The sequence below is a fragment of the Bacteroides sp. OF04-15BH genome, from assembly GCF_003477995.1.
GTDB lineage: Bacteria > Bacteroidota > Bacteroidia > Bacteroidales > Bacteroidaceae > Paraprevotella.
In genome coordinates, this window is the sequence record NZ_QUEM01000018.1 from 45,771 (window position 1) to 62,310 (window position 16,540).

The 16,540-nt window shown below is 43.4% G+C and carries 11 protein-coding genes; 6 read left to right on the top strand and 5 right to left on the bottom strand.

The window, feature by feature from the left end; genetic code table 11:
- Positions 1-44: 44 nt before the first annotated feature.
- Positions 45-1,085, bottom strand: coding sequence for a L,D-transpeptidase (locus DXA74_RS09420; RefSeq protein WP_118527016.1), 1,041 nt, complete (start codon positions 1,083-1,085; stop codon positions 45-47).
- A 157-nt stretch (positions 1,086-1,242) separates the two neighbouring features.
- On the opposite strand from DXA74_RS09420, the gene DXA74_RS09425 reads away from it, so the two are divergent.
- The 4 genes from DXA74_RS09425 to ppdK all read left to right on the top strand — a co-directional run bounded on the left by DXA74_RS09425 (position 1,243) and on the right by ppdK (position 8,091).
- Positions 1,243-1,758, top strand: coding sequence for a DMP19 family protein (locus DXA74_RS09425; RefSeq protein WP_118526969.1), 516 nt, complete (start codon positions 1,243-1,245; stop codon positions 1,756-1,758).
- Between the two features lie 2 nt (positions 1,759-1,760).
- On the top strand, positions 1,761-2,231 hold the full coding sequence (gene smpB, locus DXA74_RS09430; protein WP_118526971.1) for an SsrA-binding protein: 471 nt from the start codon (positions 1,761-1,763) through the stop codon (positions 2,229-2,231).
- A 23-nt stretch (positions 2,232-2,254) separates the two neighbouring features.
- A complete protein-coding gene (metH, locus tag DXA74_RS09435) occupies positions 2,255-4,996 on the top strand; it encodes a methionine synthase (RefSeq protein WP_118526973.1) in 2,742 nt (913 codons plus the stop codon).
- Between the two features lie 374 nt (positions 4,997-5,370).
- Positions 5,371-8,091, top strand: a complete 2,721-nt coding sequence (gene ppdK / locus DXA74_RS09440) for a pyruvate, phosphate dikinase (RefSeq protein ID WP_118526975.1) — start codon at positions 5,371-5,373, stop codon at positions 8,089-8,091.
- 90 nt (positions 8,092-8,181) lie between these two features.
- On the opposite strand, the gene DXA74_RS09445 is transcribed toward ppdK, so the two are convergent.
- From DXA74_RS09445 to DXA74_RS09460, 4 genes are all read right to left on the bottom strand, one after another.
- Entirely contained in the window at positions 8,182-10,470 is a 2,289-nt protein-coding gene (locus DXA74_RS09445; protein ID WP_118526977.1) for a DUF262 domain-containing protein, read from the bottom strand.
- 2 nt (positions 10,471-10,472) lie between these two features.
- The gene (locus tag DXA74_RS09450) at positions 10,473-12,467 is read right to left on the bottom strand and encodes a DUF262 domain-containing protein (RefSeq protein WP_118526979.1); all 1,995 of its coding nucleotides are present in this window, start codon (positions 12,465-12,467) and stop codon (positions 10,473-10,475) included.
- Positions 12,468-12,501: 34 nt separating this feature from the next.
- Complete coding sequence (locus DXA74_RS09455) at positions 12,502-12,879, bottom strand: exonuclease domain-containing protein (protein WP_370448497.1); 378 nt, start codon at positions 12,877-12,879, stop codon at positions 12,502-12,504.
- Positions 12,880-13,039: 160 nt separating this feature from the next.
- A complete protein-coding gene (locus tag DXA74_RS09460) occupies positions 13,040-13,960 on the bottom strand; it encodes a YafY family protein (RefSeq protein ID WP_118527018.1) in 921 nt (306 codons plus the stop codon).
- A gap of 665 nt (positions 13,961-14,625) precedes the next feature.
- Between DXA74_RS09460 and DXA74_RS16930 the strand changes: the two genes are divergently transcribed.
- The gene (locus DXA74_RS16930) at positions 14,626-14,706 is read left to right on the top strand and encodes a potassium-transporting ATPase subunit F (RefSeq protein WP_118526981.1); all 81 of its coding nucleotides are present in this window, start codon (positions 14,626-14,628) and stop codon (positions 14,704-14,706) included.
- Positions 14,707-14,755: 49 nt separating this feature from the next.
- Positions 14,756-16,462, top strand: coding sequence for a potassium-transporting ATPase subunit KdpA (kdpA, locus tag DXA74_RS09470; protein WP_118526983.1), 1,707 nt, complete (start codon positions 14,756-14,758; stop codon positions 16,460-16,462).
- Positions 16,463-16,540 lie beyond the last annotated feature (78 nt).

A 16,540-nucleotide genomic window follows, 5' to 3' on the forward strand; every position in this document is an offset into this window, starting at 1 on the left:
TTATATCGCTAAATATCAGTAGGTTTAAAAAAGATAAAGAATTGTTATTCAAGTACGATGACCAGCGTGCTCCACGTGGGCGCCCAGTCGTAGATGAACTGTGCGTGCGAGGTGGCGTTGCGCACACACATGTGCGAGCGGGGCGTGGTGCCCAGCGACCAGCTGTATTCAATCTGCTTGGTGGCCGGCTTGTTTACGGGCACTCCGTGAATGTGCGCTCCGTTGGTGAAGCGGCTGGCATAGGGAGCATAGCCTCCGATTTCCCGGGTTCCGTCCTTCCAGAAATACATGTTGCGTTTTTTCTGTTGCAGCACAAAGATGCCCAACGGGGTTTCCTGACCGTAGGGCGGGTTATGCTTGCCCGTGGTGGCGGGATTCATGCTCCGGATTTTCCACTTGCCCCGCTCCACGAATTCCAGCGTGGCGATGTTCTGGTCCTTGCGGTCCACCACAATCACATGGGAGAAGAACACCGAGTCAGCCAGTTCATACAGATAGCGTTTCGGCACCATCCATTCCTTTTCGATGAGCAGCGGCTTTACCCGCACGAAACTGCCCTCTTCGCCCAGATAGGCGGCGATGCTGCCGTCCGGTCCGTACAGCTCCGGCGTGATGGTGTCCTCCGGCGCATAGAGCGGCACGGATTGATAGCGGGATACGCCCAGTGTGTCGGACACCAGACGCGCCTTGTTGTACTTGTATTTCTTGACGAGCGGCGGGTATTGGTTCTGGTTCTTGTAGTTCTGCATCACCACCCAGCGTGTGGGGTTCTGCTGCACATTCTCCACAAAGGCCAGACTGCTGCGGATGGCTTCCCACTTGAAACTGCGGGTGGTATCCTGATAGGGATATACATCCTCCAGCGTGTATTTGTCATAAAGAAACTCTTTGGTGAGCAGAATGTCTTCGGGCAGCAGGGGCGGGATGATCTCTACGACAGATTCTTCTGCTGCTTCGGGAGGGGGCAGGACGATGCTGTCCTGTTCCGGTTTTAGGGAATCTGTTTCTTGCGGGGTGTTCAAGCATCCGGTCACGGAACTGAGCAGGACGCCGGCACCGATGACCGTCTTCAAAGCGTAGCGCATGGTATTCAAGTTTAAGATTTTTATAAAACAATCATTCGTGCCTTCAAATATATCGTTTTTTTCAGAAAAGCCCAACGATACCTTAATAAAAAAGAGAATTCTGCTTTTTTATGCGCCTTCTTTGCATTATCTTTGTATTCTGTTTTAAAGAAAGAGTATGGAGAAAAACGAAATAACGGTGCGCGACGCCGATTTGTGCGCTGCGGCACAGGAAGGAATGGATGAGTTTATCGCCGTCTTCACCAACCGATATCTGGAGGTGCTGGGTGGTGCGCTCACAGGCGAGAACATGCACATGCTGAACGGCGAGCAGATTTCTCTGCTGGCCTACATCATGTTTCGTGACGAGGTGATGGACGGCGGCTTCGTGCAGCTGATCCACAACGGCTACGGCCCTTTCATCTTTGAAAATCCTTTTGCCAAGGCCATGCGCCTGATGGGAGCGCACGATTTTTCCAAATTAGTGTATAAGGGACGCAAACTGTATGAGAAATACCGCGACGAGCTGACCCGCGAATGCTCCGACGAGGAGTTCATGGCGCTGTTTGAGCAATTCAGCGAGTTCGATGAGCTGGACGACGCTTTCGTGGAGATGGAAGAAGAGGTGACTGCGGCATTGGCTCATTATGTGGATGAGCATATCGATCAGTTTGCAACCATTGTGAAAGAATAATTATGGCAGAAAAGAAAGTAAAAGTAAAGACGGTCAATATCAAGAACAAGCGGGCTTCGTTCGACTACCTTCTGCTGGACAAATATACGGCGGGCATTGTGCTCACCGGTACCGAGATCAAGTCGATCCGTGCCGGCAAGGCCAGTCTGGTGGATACCTTTTGCTACATCCACAACGGCGAGGTGTGGGTGAAGAATATGTATGTGGCCGAATATTCCTACGGTTCATACAACAACCACGCGGCCCGTCGCGACCGTAAGCTGCTGCTCAACCGTAAGGAGATCCGCAAATTGCAGCAGGACATGAAGAGTCCGGGCTTTACGCTCGTGCCCACCTTGCTGTTCCTCAACGAGAAGGGCATGGCCAAGCTGGACATCTATCTGTGTCGCGGTAAGAAGGAATACGACAAGCGACAGACGCTGAAGGAGAAGGAAGACCGCCGCGAGATGGACCGCAAGATCAAGAATTATTAAGAATAGTGGTTATAGACAAAAACATGACAATACAGGAAACTATCAGAGAGCGCATCCTGATTCTGGACGGAGCTCTGGGTACGGTGATTCAGGGCTATCATCTGACGGAGGATGATTTCCGTGGAGAGCGGTTCCGCGATCTGCCCGGACAGATGAAAGGCAACAACGACATGCTCTGCATTACCCGTCCGGATCTGATTCAGGAGATTCACGAGGCCTATCTTCAGGCCGGAGCGGACATTATCGAAACGAACACATTCAGTGCCCAGCGCATTTCCATGGCCGACTATCATCTGGAGGACTGTTGCCGCGAAATCAATCTGGAGGCCGCACGCATCGCACGCCGTGCCGCCGACCGCTTTACGGCACTCACCCCCGAAAAGCCCCGTTGGGTGGCCGGTTCGGTGGGACCTACGAACAAGACCTGTTCGATGAGTCCCGACGTGAACAATCCCGGCTATCGGGCGCTGACTTTTGACGAGCTGGCTGCGGCCTATCAGGAACAGATGGAGGCGCTGATTGAGGGAGGCGTGGACTTGCTGCTTATCGAAACGATTTTCGACACGCTGAATGCCAAGGCTGCCATTTATGCGGCCGAGGAAGCGATGGCGGCAGTGGGCCGTCAGGTTCCTCTGATGCTTTCCGTAACGATTACCGACCGCACGGGACGTACCCTGTCCGGTCAGACGCTGGAAGCCTTTTTGGCTTCGGTGCAGCATGCGCCGCTTTTCTCGATTGGTCTGAACTGCTCGTTCGGAGCGCGGGATATGAAGCCGGCCTTGCGCAGTCTGGCTGCCCGTGCACCTTATTATATATCTGTCTATCCGAATGCCGGTCTGCCCAACAGTATGGGAGGATATGACCAGACACCGGAGATGATGGAGGAGGAGATGAAGGAGTTTGTGGATGAGGGACTGGTGAACATCATCGGCGGTTGCTGCGGTACCTCGCCGGAGTTTATCGCTCGCTTTACAAATATTGTTCAGGGAGCCCGTCCGCACCAGCCGGTGCCTGCGCCCGACTGTATGTGGGTGAGCGGTTTGGAACTGCTGGAAGTGAAGCCGGAAATCAATTTCGTGAATGTGGGCGAACGCTGTAATGTGGCCGGATCGCGCAAGTTCTTGCGTCTCATCAACGAAAAGAAATACGAAGAGGCCTTGGGCATCGCCCGCAAACAGGTGGAAGACGGTGCTCTGGTGCTCGACATCAATATGGACGACGGACTGCTCGATGCGCGTGAGGAGATGGTCACTTTCCTGAATCTGCTGGCTTCGGAGCCGGAAATCTCCCGCATCCCCATTATGATCGACTCTTCGAAATGGGATGTGATCGAGGCCGGACTGAAGTGTCTGCAAGGCAAGTGTATCGTCAATTCCATTTCTCTGAAAGAAGGCGAGGAGGTGTTTCTGCACCATGCCTGCCGCATCCGCCGCTTCGGTGCCGCGGTGGTGGTGATGGCATTCGACGAGAAGGGACAGGCTGATACTTATGCCCGCAAGATAGAAGTGTGCGAGCGTGCCTATCGTCTGCTTACAGAAAAGGTGGGCTTCAATCCGCATGACATCATTTTCGACCCGAATGTGCTGGCCATTGCTACGGGAATGGAGGAGCACAACCATTATGCGGTGGACTTTATCGAAGCTACCGGATGGATCCGGCGCAATCTGCCTGGAGCACATGTGAGCGGAGGTGTGAGCAATCTGTCTTTCTCTTTCCGCGGAAACAATTATATCCGTGAGGCCATTCATGCCGTATTCCTTTATTATGCTACCCAGCAGGGCATGGATATGGGTATCGTCAATCCGGCCACTTCGGTGATGTATAGCGATATTCCGGTGGATGTGCTTGAGGCAATCGAAGATCTGGTGCTCGACCGCCGTCCTGACGCATCGGAACGCATGGTGGAGATTGCCGAACGAATGAAGGCCGAGCAGACTGCGGTGACCGGACAAGAGCATCAGAAGAAGGACCTGTGGCGGGAAACAACCGTAGAGGAGCGCTTGCAATATGCTTTGATTAAAGGTATCGGTGACTATCTGCAGGAAGATCTGGATGAGGCTTGCACCCGTTACGAGCATGCGGTGGATATTATCGAAGGACCGCTGATGGCCGGTATGAACACTGTGGGCGACCTGTTCGGTGCCGGAAAGATGTTCCTGCCGCAGGTGGTCAAGACCGCCCGAACGATGAAGAAGGCCGTGAGCATTCTGCAACCGCTCATTGAGGCGGAGAAGGTGGAAGGTTCTTCGGCCGGAAAAGTGCTGATGGCTACTGTGAAAGGTGATGTGCACGACATCGGAAAGAATATTGTGGGCGTGGTGATGGCCTGCAACGGTTTTGAGATTGAAGACTTGGGTGTGATGACACCGGCCGAACTGATTGTGGAGCGTGCCTTGCAGGGACATCCCGATCTGATCGGTCTGAGCGGACTGATTACTCCGAGCCTGGACGAGATGGTTCATGTGGTGAGCGAACTGAAAAAGGCGGGCATCACAACACCGGTGCTGATCGGTGGCGCCACAACCAGTCGCCTGCATACGGCACTGCGCATCGCTCCGGCTTACGACGGACCGGTGATTTGGGTGAAGGATGCCTCACAGAACACCATGATTGCCCACAAATTCCTGAGTGCGGCCACACGCGATCAGGCCTTTGGGGAATTGAAGCAGGAGCAGGAAAAACTGCGTCAGGGTGCTGCGGAAAACAAACCTCAACTCACTTCGCTGGAGGATGCCAAGGCCAACCGGTTGAATCTTTTTGATTAGAATCAGAATAGAATATAGAGACTCCCTTTTCCGGAGAAGTATGGAAGATACCATCCGGGAAAGGGAGTTCCTTTGTTTGTATGGAAGATTTTTCTGCTTTTTTCTTCCTGAAAAATCCTTTCAAAAGTAAAAATCCGAAATTTTGTAAAAACTTATATTTCCTGACTTATAAAGACAAAAATTCCGTTATCGGTAAATTAAAAACGGAATAACGGGCAGGAATACTTTCTTTTTGTTTCTTTATAGGGGCGCAAACCCCGATAAGCCCTACAGAAAAAGTAGCAAAAAAACACCTTTTTCTTTTTGATTATTGCAATTTTTCTTTAAGTTTGCGTTAAAGAAATTTTAGTTAACTAATAAAACCATCATGAAAAATGAGTGAGAAAAGAGTTTATACATTCGGAAATGGAAAAGCAGAAGGTAGAGCTGATATGAGAAACCTTCTCGGTGGTAAAGGTGCCAATCTGGCAGAAATGAATCTGATCGGTGTTCCGGTCCCTCCGGGTTTCACCATTACGACCGATGTGTGCAACGAATATTATGCAGTAGGTAAGGAAAAGGTGGTCGAACTGTTGAAGTCCGACGTGATTGCCTCTGTAAAGCATATAGAAAATCTGATGAACTGTACTTTCGGTGATCCGAAGAATCCGCTTCTGGTTTCGGTTCGTTCCGGTGCCCGTGCCTCTATGCCGGGTATGATGGACACCATCCTGAATCTGGGTCTGAACGATGAGGTGGTGGAAGGTCTGGCTGCCAAGAGCGGCAATCCGAAGTTCGCATACGATTCTTACCGTCGCTTCGTGCAGATGTACGGTGATGTGGTACTGGGTATGAAGCCTGCCAACAAGGATGACATCGATCCGTTTGAGGCTATCATCGAAGAGGTGAAGAAGAAACGCGGAGTGTTGCTGGACAAGGATCTGAATCTGGAAGAACTGAAAGAACTGGTTGTCCGCTTCAAGGCTGCTATCAAGGCTCAGACCGGTGAGGATTTCCCGACCGATCCGATGGAGCAGTTGTGGGGCGCTATCTGTGCCGTATTCGATTCTTGGATGAACGAGCGTGCCATCCTGTATCGTAAGATGGAAGGAATCCCGGCAGAGTGGGGTACAGCCGTGAACGTACAGGCTATGGTCTTCGGTAACCTGGGTGATACTTCAGCTACCGGCGTTTGCTTCAGCCGTGATGCCGCAACCGGTGAGAACCTGTTTAATGGCGAATGGTTAGTCAATGCTCAGGGCGAAGATGTGGTGGCCGGTATCCGTACACCGCAGCAGATCACCAAGATCGGTTCTCAGCGTTGGGCAGCTCTTCAGGGTATTTCTGAAGAAGAGCGCGTGGCCAAGTATCCTTCTATGGAAGAGTCTATGCCGGCCATTTATAAGGAACTGGATGAGTTGCAGAACAAGCTGGAGCAGCATTATCGTGATATGCAGGATATGGAGTTCACCGTGCAGGACGGTAAGTTGTGGTTCCTCCAGACTCGTAACGGAAAGCGTACCGGTACGGCGATGGTGAAGATTGCCATGGATTTGGTGCGTGAGGGTATGATTGATGAAAAGACCGCTCTGTTGCGTTGCGAACCGAATAAACTCGATGAATTGTTGCATCCTATTTTCGATAAGGAAGCTCTGAAGAAAGCCAAGGTGCTGACCCGCGGTTTGCCGGCTTCACCGGGTGCTGCCAGCGGTCAGATTGTATTCTTTGCCGACGATGCCGCTCAGTGGCACGATGACGGTCACCGCGTAATCATGGTCCGCATTGAGACTTCACCAGAGGATTTGGCCGGTATGTCTGCTGCCGAAGGTATCCTGACAGCCCGTGGCGGTATGACATCTCATGCAGCAGTGGTTGCCCGTGGTATGGGTAAGTGCTGTGTTTCCGGTGCCGGAGCTATCTGTATCGACTATAAGGCCAAGACTTTGGAGATTGAAGGACGTGTATTCAAGGAAGGCGATTATATTTCTTTGAACGGTTCAACCGGAGAGGTTTATGCCGGTGAGGTACCGACCAAGGCTGCCGAGTTGAGCGGTGATTTCAAGGCTTTGATGGATCTGTGCGACAAATATACCCGTCTGCAGGTACGTACCAATGCTGATACACCACACGATGCCCAGATGGCACGTAGCTTCGGTGCCAAAGGTATCGGTCTGACCCGTACGGAGCACATGTTCTTCGATGGACAGAAGATTGTGGCTATGCGTGAGATGATTCTGAGCGACACCGTAGAAGGTCGTGAAAAGGCTTTGGCCAAGTTGCTTCCTTATCAGAAGTCTGACTTCAAAGGTATTCTCGAGGCTATGGACGGTTGCCCGGTAAATATCCGTTTGCTCGATCCTCCTTTGCATGAGTTCGTACCACATGATCTGAAAGGTCAGGAGATTATGGCTAAGGAAATGGGTATCAGTGTGGCTGAAATCCAGCGCCGTGTGGAAAGCCTTTGCGAGCACAACCCGATGCTGGGTCACCGTGGTTGCCGTTTGGGAATTACTTTCCCGGAAATCACAGCGATGCAGACTCGCGCTATCCTGAGTGCCGCTTGCGAACTGAAGAAAGAAGGCAAGAATCCGATGCCGGAAATCATGGTGCCGCTTATCGGTATCCTTTATGAGTTCCAGCAGCAGAAGGCCGTGATTATGAAGACTGCCGAGGAAGTGTTTGCCGAAGAAGGTGTCCGCATTGACTTCGAGGTTGGTACGATGATTGAGATTCCGCGTGCTGCTCTTACTGCCGACAAGATCGCTTCTGAGGCCGAGTACTTCTCATTCGGTACCAATGATCTGACTCAGATGACCTTCGGTTACTCTCGTGACGATATCGCCAGCTTCCTGCCGACTTATCTGGACAAGAAGATTCTGAGCGTCGATCCGTTCCAGGTATTGGACGAGAACGGAGTGGGTCAGCTCATCAAGATGGCTGTAGAGAAAGGCCGTGCCGTTCGTCCGGGCATGCGTACCGGTATCTGCGGTGAGCACGGTGGTGAGCCTCAGTCAGTGAAGTTCTGCCACAAGGTGGGTATGGATTACGCTTCATGCTCTCCATTCAGAGTGCCGATCGCCAGACTCGCGGCCGCGCAAGCTGCAGTTGAAGAATAATATGAATTTCATTTTTATATAGGAATAGTTATAAAATAGGAAAAGGGAAGACTGCCGATGATGGTGGTCTTCCCTTTTTCCTGTTTCCGTTTACACAAAATTTTGGACAGTGTCAAAAACTCTTATAATGAGATCTGCACATACTTGTATCATATCGCGATTGATTGATATTGGAACAAGACAATCCTGATCGTTTATCTGTTGAATCTTAAAATCATTTTTTATGTCTTCTGTTATGTAACATTGTCCTAAAATAATATGCCAACCATCTTTTCTACTTATAACACTAAATAAAGGTTCCCAATGAATTTTATCTTTTACTATAGATAATGGACATTTCCCTGAATATTGTTTATATAATGCCATTTTTATCTTAGGATTTATTCGATTAACAATATTCTCTACTGCAACAGCCAAAGGATCTGTGTGATAAGCTGTTCCAGGGTTGGAACTATATGAACCTAAAGCAATCCAGTCTATCTCGTTCAATTTATTCTTTATTGCAAAATGATGCTGAGAACCATTAGCATCTATAAACTCATCATAATTAAGAATATAATATGCAAATCCTTGTGTATAAACTTTCTTTGCTTCGTTTATAATTAAATTGGGTTCGCCTGCAGCAATTATTTTCCGAGTCAAATCAGCAAAACATTCTGACAGCTGTCCGGAATCAGATATAAACAGTACGTCCCATCTGTCTTTACTACCCCAGAAATACCGATTTCTGCCTATGCAATCACTAAGATATGTACCACTATATCCACATGATACCAACAGACGTATTCTTAGGATTTGTGATTCATTGCAGAATATTCTCAACGTATTGAAAACGTTATGAATTCCATATGCATTAATTGCTTTATCAAATACAGCATTATTTCCACGTGTAATAGAACAATCATCTATGATACAATTTTCAATAGAAAGAATAGAATTACCTGCTTTGCTTGTAAGTGTCTTTATGGTTGAATTATATTTGTCAAATTCCGATACGCGTAAGTTCAACTGTATTGTTGTTCTTGTTCTTATGTTTTGAATATCACTTTCAAAGTTGTTTCTTACAGATCTCATGTAAAACTTGAGTGAGTCATCAACTGTTTTTACAGTTTTCTCATTGCAATAATATATTAAGGCATAAAATAATAGTAAATCAGTTAATTCCATTGAGGATCCATTTTCAACACAAAGCTTAAAAAGATTAGTTTGTTTCGTTCTGAAAAGGCGGACTTTTTTATTTTCATTGTTAAAAGGTAATTCTTCAGGACATATATAAAATAGATCATCAAAAAAATTAGAGTGATCTATTCTGCACAGTGCATCCAATGTTCCAAAAAGAGCATCTATAAACTCCTTATTCTGCCAGACTTCACGTTTTGTTACCGCTCCTATTTTGCTATATTCAGACTTTGTAGCTGGATTCTTAACATAATAAAAATACATGCATAAAAAATCAAACAGATTCATAAACATCTTATCTATGCATGGATATTGTTTCGACTGCTGTTCCTCATCTAGTTTCAAATATTCGTCCTTTAAATAAGTCCAGAACAAATCAGTCCATTGATGCTCAATAGAATAACAAAAATAATCTTTGTAAGTGTTGGATTGAGAATTCCTTCCGACTTCAGCTTTCGTATACTCTTCATCTCCGAACGCTTTCTCGAGGTATTTTATAAAATCAGATTTCCAATTCTCAAATGGGGTCAATTGCTTACCACGTGCATTCATTTTGATATACAATGAATCCGTCAAATCGTAATCAGTCATATTAAGTTCATCGAACGAAATTAGGTTCTGGTCACTACATAATTTTTTAAGCATGGAAGATATCTGAGCCTCGTTATAACCATTCAGTTTTTCTTCCATGAAATCTACCATTGATATTATTGCAATGATAGTAGGATCATAGTTCCAGTCTTCGGAGAACCAAGGCTGATTTTTTAGTCTTTGTCCTAAACTCTTTGTTTTATTCTCATCTTGTAATTGTCTTTCAATGATGTTTCTACAAAAAGTTGATGAACTAAGTCTGGTTTCATAGTTAAAACCTTCTATTAAATTCAATGGGTATTCTTGTTGTGCATCATTAGAACTTTTTTGCCATATTACCCAATGAAGAATAAAAAGCGTTGTAAGCCGCTGTTGACCATCCAATGGGATAAATCTGTTTGAAACATTATTTTTTGCTCCGTAAATAAACTCCAGATGGCATGGTTTGGCATTGTCATCTGCAATTGTATTTATAAGTCTGGAAACAAAAGCTTCACGTTTATCCTGTTCTTCTATTGTAAATCCACGACCTTGTACATAGTCTCTTTGTATAGCGGGTATTTCTATCTTTTGCGCTTTTATGAATGATTCGAATGTAATTGAAGCCATAATTATTTTTTAGTATAATGTGAATTAAAATCATTATATACAGATTCTATTGCAGTAAAATAAGCTTCACGATCAGGTCTTGTCCACAGCTTTGGAAGGATATTAGATTCCGTTGCAGCAGAATAATATTTACCGAACGCTTTATATGTAGTTGGTAGTACGTAAATATTTTTACTCTTTTGACGTTCGTTAAGAATTTCCCTTTTGACATCAAGCAGATTGTTGCTTAGAGCAGAGTTAGTATCCTTGTCAACTAAAGACAAATTATATAGAGTGTGCATTTGCCCTTCACTCATATTTGCCAAGTCGTCAAAATCCTTGTCAATTTTATTTATGATACTATGTGCTGCATCTATATTTTCTTTGTACGATTCTTCATTTTTTATATACAGTTTTAATACTGTTATATCGTTTTCGTATTGCTCATACTTTTTAAGCTGCCTTAAACTATTTTCCTTGACTGTAAGCCATGCTTGTATAGTATCAAGTTTTATATTATCCAAAATAAGATTCTGAGGATGAATATGTTCAAGACTGGTTATATTATCATCTCTAAGAAGATGGAATGGGAATCTGGCCGATTCTTTTTGTTGGTTTCGTATATCTTCAACATTGAAAGTCACCAATATCTTGATAATCTGTTCTACATTGTCGTTATAGTTAATATACTTCAGTCCCCATGGTACTATCCCTTTTTTTGTCTTAAGATGTTCTTCAACATGTATCTGTTCAGCAATCCGCTTTTTCAGATAATTCATAAATTCTTCTTTTGTTTTGACTTCATATTGTTCAAATAGACTTTTTAGCAAAGCAAAACGCTTTTCATTGCTGAAGTCTGTGTTTTTATACTCCATAAGCCAAACAAGAAGTCCAATCAGATGATATGTATTGGGATTTTTATACCAGTTATAAAGTGCAGTGTAAGTAGTTTGTATTTTTTTCCATATATACTCTACATTTTCTGCGTAATTTCCATCTTGGTTTGTTCCAAGATAATGATTACAGACCTCATAAATAAAATCTTTCGATTCTTTCTGTATGTTTATTTTGGGATCTTTATTCAGCATTTCCTGATAGAGGTCGTTGCAAACTAAAGAAAGAACAACCATAATATGTGATGTAAAGCTATTATCTGATTTCATAAACATAGACCACATAAATGGATCTTGCAATTGTTTTTCCATTACATCCCATTCATATGAACGTCTAAAAGCAAGTTCACTCATGAAAGCCCTGTTTTCTGTGTATATATCACATTGTAGAAGAAGAGCTTTTACTAAATCGGTAGCAGTCAGAGCAGTTTTACCATAGTTAAGTTGAGAGAATACTTCTATAGAATCAGTATTATCTTTTGCCGCTACCTCATACCAGATAAATCTTACATCATTCTTTTTATCATTTTCAATTTTCGTATTCAACAAATCATCGCCTTCAAGCCCTGAGATTATTTTGTAGTTATCAGGTGTTAATACTTTTAGTATCGTATTTTTACTGATTTCTTTTTGCTCGAACCAGCTTTCTATTGCTTTGTAAGCGCGTGTCATATAGAAAAAATCAATATTACGAATGGACTCTTTAATATCACTGCTTTTAAATTCTTTATTGTCAAAAAAATCCGAATCACGACTTTCATATTTAAGTGTAAACAGTGAAGTTGCAAGTCGTCCACTAAAATTACATTTCCTTGTGTCTTCAAGGTATGACAATAATAAGTACAATGTTGTCAATCTTTGCTGGCCATCAATTACATCATATACAGTGTCTGTCTCATTACTTAACTTTTTATTTTTTACAATAGCTAATGGTTGAAAACAATAAAATTTTCCCTGTCTGTGTTGCATATCCTCCATTTGTTTGCTAAAGCCATACAAATCGTCAAGTAACGCTTCTACATGTTTACTTTCCCATCTATAGCCTCTTTGATAGCTAGGGATATTAAAATGCATTGTAAGCAAATCTGCCACATGCCTTAGTTCTAGTGTCCTTTTATCTTCCATATTTTAGAAAAAGATTTAATTGTATAAAAATATATTATTTATGATATTTGCAATAAAATTGTTCAACACTTTCCAACTCCTTCAAATATAGTTTCGCGCACATTTCCATATCATCTCCTGTACTGTGGTGTGTCCCTTGCTCTATGCCTAATTGTTCACAAAGATAATCCAGAGAATTACATCCAAAGGAGTAAATATTCCGTGCCATCTGCAAAGAGCATATCCATTTCAGCTCAGGGAGATGAATGCGATAAAGTTCAGCAGAATGCTGTAAGCAGCTTCTGTCGAAAGGCACGTTATGTACCACAAACGTATCGCACTCACCTAAATAAGTCCGTTCTATCTCCTCCCATACCTGACGGAAACCCAGAGCGTCTTCTGTATTTAGAGGACGGATACCGTGTACTTTTATATTCCAATACTGATAAAGGTTATCTTCCGGATGTACGTACCAGCCATGAACGGGTCTCTGCTATTTCTCCGTGTCGTACAACACAGATACCCACCTCACATACTGAAGTACATTTGGAGGTTGCCGTTGCAAAGTTTATCGCTATGAAATTTATATCTGCTTATGAGTCATTATTTGATTGTTTATAATAGGATAAGATATTCTCTGCAAACCTGCATATTTCATCCTTTACCCATTGTGGCTCGATAACTTCTATCTGGTCTGTCTGTTGTAGCAATGCCTGTAGAAAATCGTATGTAGGCCGGACTTTCATTTCGAATGTAGTAGATTCATCATCTGATGCAATCTCACGCTGAGAGTCATGTATGGGTAAAGTAGCCAGGTATTTTCTTGCCCATCCGTATGCCCTAATTACCACACGCTCAATATCAATATCTCCGTCAGCGATAATGCCTACGCATCCTTTAAAATATTTATTTATATCAAATGAATCTGGAAGTTTAAATGTTGTATCCGTAATTTTGACATTGATTATCCTATCGAGTGCATATGTCTTTATATCCTCTGAATAGACAGACCATCCTATAAGATACCAACGGCGATTATAGACCTTAAGATGATAAGGCGCTACCTGAAATGTACTTGCATGAGACCTGCCAAAGCCCTGGTGGGTAATTTCTACTACATAATTCTGACGCATTGCCTGAAGAAGAGTCTGTAAAAACTTATTTCCTGAAGGAATCTTCTCAAAGGAGATGCGTTTCTCTAACTTTTTGTCTGCCTGAAGCTGGTTCAGTGTGGCATATGAATCAATCAGCCATGAACGGAAGGTATCACCCTCCAATAAATCTGCGTCTTCTATATAATAACCATATCCGCGTTTAGCATCGCAGGAAATGATTATATCAAAGATAGTCTGTACTGCATCTTTATGATTCATAAATGTCTTCCACGGTAATGGTCTGCCATCACCTAGTCCACAATATTCCCATTTTTCACTTATCTCCTTGAATGTGATATATGGATGGCATCTGATTAAATCTACCAACCATATATATCTACCAAATTTGTTTGCTGCCATAAAGACCTGTTTAATTATGTTATGCCACAAAAATGCATAAGTACTTATGCCAAATTTAGGTATAGATACAGAAAAAACAAAGAAATTTATTCTAAAACATATATTTATGACTCTTTATTACATCATTCTCATAATAATATTCGCTATTGCTGTTTATTTAAAATCTTGATGTACCTAATATAATAGTTACCTCCTTTACTACTTTCAAAGATTTTTCTATTATTCTTTCGGCAGTTTTCTGTTAGATTCTTCAGACTGTCTGATTTTTAGCCTGGGCATCATTTGCCGTAATCTTAATTTTTTATTTCTACTCTTATCTAATTCTATACTGTATACACTATAATTATTTTTTCTGTTTCGCTTGACAATTCTCAAAAAGATCCTATCACAATAATAATATCCATTTATCAAATTGAGAAGGAACTAAAGGCACTTGGATAAAGCTATGTGATTTTATTGTATTAATATCCAGGTTGTTATGTAATTTATTCCTTTTCAGGCATACCGATTGTATTAGTAATAATGAATTTTAAACATAAAAAAAATATGGAACTATTTACAATTGGTTTTGCCGTCTGTTTGTTGATGGGTATAGGTTGCTTTTGGTTATTTGAGAAATGTATTGATTGGTTTGAAAACATTTAAATGAAAAGGAGAAAAGATTTATGTATACGGTATTATTCATTATTGGCCTTATTATGTTTTGCTATTTGATGTATGTTCTGGTTAAACCGGAAAAGTTCTAGAAAAATGAGTTAACAAGGTATTAAGACTGTTCGCTAAAAATATCAGAGTATGAATACAGAAATATTGGGCGTCATAGCGCAAATCGTTTTAATGGTGGTATTAAGTTACCCGTTAGGAAAATATATTGCCAAGGTTTATAAAGGCAAAAAGGTGTGGAGTGATTTTATGAAACCGGTAGAACGTTTAATCTTCCGGCTTTCAGGAATCAATCCGGAAGAAAAGATGAACTGGAAACAGTTTCTGAGAGCTTTGCTTGTGGTCAATGCCTTCTGGTTTGTGTGGGGTATGGTTCTACTGGTCACGCAAGGGCTTCTGCCTTTGAATCCCGACGGGAACATCGGTCAGACAGCACATCAGGCTTTCAATACTTGCATTTCTTTTATGGTCAACTGTAATGAGCAACACTATAGTGGTGAAACCAATCTGACCTATTTCACACAACTGTTTGTCATCATGCTGTTCCAATTTATAACAGCGGCTACAGGTATGGCCGCTATGGCTGGCATCATGAAAGCGCTTGGCGAAAAAACAACCCAAACGATTGGCAACTTCTGGAGATATCTTGTGCTGAGCTGTACCCGTATCCTTCTTCCCTTATCGCTTGTCGTCGGTTTCATCCTGATTACGCAAGGAATTCCTATGGGATTTGAAGGCAAAATGGAAATAACGACTCTTGAAGGTGCTCCTCAGAGTATCTCGCAAGGACCTGCAGCGGCAATTGTTCCTATCAAACAGTTAGGAACCAATGGTGGTGGTTATTATGGTGCGAACTCTTCCCATCCGTTGGAAAACCCTACCTACTTGTCCAATATGACAGAGTGTTGTTCCATTCTTATGCTCCCAATGGCGATGGTTTTTGCATTTGGTTTCTATGTTGACCGTAAAAAATTAGGTTATAGTATATATGGAGTAATGCTCACAGCGTTTCTCATAGGGGTATGCATCAATGTATCTCAGGAAATGGGAGGTAACCCAAGAATTGATGCAATGGGCATAGCTCAGGATGGTGGAGCCATGGAAGGAAAAGAAGTTCGTTTGGGAGCCGGTGCAACAGGATTCTGGAGCGTTGTCACGACCGTTACATCGAATGGTTCTGTAAACGGTATGCACGATTCTACGATGCCGCTTTCCGGTATGATTGAAATGCTGAACATGCAAATCAATACCTGGTTTGGTGGGGTAGGAGTTGGTTGGATGAACTACTTTACCTTCCTGATAATCGCAGTTTTCATCAGTGGATTGATGGTAGGACGTACTCCGGAATTCATGTGCCATAAAGTTGAGGCAAAAGAAATGAAGATTGCTTCAATCGTAGCCCTTCTTCATCCGTTTGTGATTCTTGTCGGTACAGCTCTTGCTGCCTATCTCTATGTGCACGCTCCGGCATTTGTAGAAAGTGAAGGAGGCTGGCTGAACAATCCCGGTTTTCACGGACTTGGAGAAATGTTGTATGAGTTCACTTCGTGTGCCGCGAATAACGGTTCGGGTTTTGAGGGACTTGGCGATAACACCTGGTTCTGGAATGTATCATGTGGCATCGTATTAATACTGAGCCGGTTTATACCGATTATTGGACAGGTTGCCATAGCTGGCCTTTTGGCGCAGAAGAGATATATACCGGAGAGTGCCGGAACCTTGAAGACAGATACCGTAACCTTCGGAGTGATGACATTTGCAGTGATATTCATTGTTGCAGCATTGTCATTCTTCCCGGTACAGGCATTAAGTACCATTGCAGAACATTTTTCATTATGATTTTAAATAACGAGGTTTGAGTTGGTCAGAAAGGTAATTACATTACAGCAAGTTTGTACTCTGTTCAACCGATAAACA